Annotated in this window: 1 protein-coding gene; it reads left to right on the forward strand. The window is 35.3% G+C overall.

The genetic code is table 11. From position 1 onward, the window contains the following. Positions 1 to 293: 293 nt before the first annotated feature. Positions 294 to 1,729, forward strand: a 1,436-nt coding sequence (locus AC06OU_RS17835; protein WP_475857572.1) for a carbon starvation CstA family protein, incomplete at its 3' end; no start/stop codon positions are given.

A 1,729-nucleotide genomic window follows, 5' to 3' on the forward strand; every position in this document is an offset into this window, starting at 1 on the left:
TGTCTTTTTAATAATATGATCACATACATAGCTAAGAAAGTGATTATCAATAAAACGTATTAATCTTATTCTAAGATTGTGTGTGCAATATAATTAATAAATTGCGGTTCCATCTTGAGTTCCTCACAGGTTAGATATTAAGAAATTATAATTATATAAAAAGGAATAACTAGTTCAGAAGATAAATATAAATACAAGAAAACGGTTACATAATAAAAGGATTTTTGAATAATGTTTCGACTGAGAAATATAGGTTTTTAAAAGTTTAAAAATAATAATAGAGGGGGAAAAACATGTTTACCTTTTTAATTTCAATAGTGATCCTTGTAATTGCTTATTTTACGTACGGGAAGTTTATTGAAAAAATATTTGGTCCCAAAGCAGACAGAATGACACCCGCCTATGCTAATCAAGACGGGGTAGATTATGTACCAATGAGCAAGAATAAGAACGCTTTGATACAATTACTAAATATAGCCGGGACAGGACCAATCTTCGGACCGATCATGGGAGCTTTATATGGGCCTGTTGCCTTTATCTGGATTGTCGTGGGAGCTATTTTTGCTGGAGCAGTACATGATTATTTAACAGGCATGATTTCCATTCGGAACCGTGGAGCACATATTCCTGAACTTGCTGGGAAATTCCTAGGGAAGTTTTCCAAACACTTAGTTAATGTTTTTGCACTATTATTGTTATTACTAGTTGGGACTGTGTTTGTTACTACACCAGCTTCCTTATTTAGCGCACTCCTGGATAATAGAATAGCATTAGGTTATATTATTGCAGCTATCTTTATTTATTATTTCTTATCTACTATTTTACCAATTGACAAAATCATTGGTCGCTTTTACCCAATCTTTGGTGCAGTTTTATTAATCGGGACACTTGGAGTTGGCGGAGCATTAATGTTCTCTGATTATACAATTCCTGAATTGACTTTAACGAATATGCACCCAGCAGGGCTGCCTATATTCCCAATCCTATTCTTAACGATTACTTGTGGAGCTTTATCTGGCTTTCACGCAACACAATCCCCGATTATCTCGAGGACTACTCAAAATGAAAGTCAGGGACGATACATTTTTTACGGAATGATGATTACCGAAGCAGTTATCGCAATGATCTGGGCTGCTGCTGCAATGAGCATGTTCGATGGGCAAGGATTACAAGGATTAATCAATGAGGGTACCGCTTCTTTAGTAGTTAAAGAGGTATCTATGACCTTGCTAGGAGCAGTAGGTGGAACAATCGCTGTATTAGGTGTAATTGTACTACCGATCACATCAGGAGACACAGCATTCCGGGCAGCACGTTCGATTATTGCTGATTATTTAAATATCAATCAAGCAAAATTAACTAAACGGCTTGCAATAGCTATACCATTGTTTGCAATTTCATTCCTATTAACTAAAATAGATTTTAATATTTTATGGAGATATTTCTCTTTTGCAAACCAAGGGACATCTGCACTAGCTTTATGGATAGCTACGATGTATTTAATGGTAAAAGGAAAAAATTACTACGTCAGCTTAATTCCTGCACTGTTTATTACCGATATGATAGTAGTCTATATACTAAATGACGCAAAGCTTGGGTTTGGATTAGCTTACGGAACAGCACATATTGGTGCTCTAATCTTTACTCTGATTATTACTATACTCTTCTTTATGAAGGCGAAGAAAAATAAAAAAGAAGGCTTACAGGTCGATTTAGAGGAAACAAAGGT

Source organism: Psychrobacillus sp., from assembly GCF_056205495.1.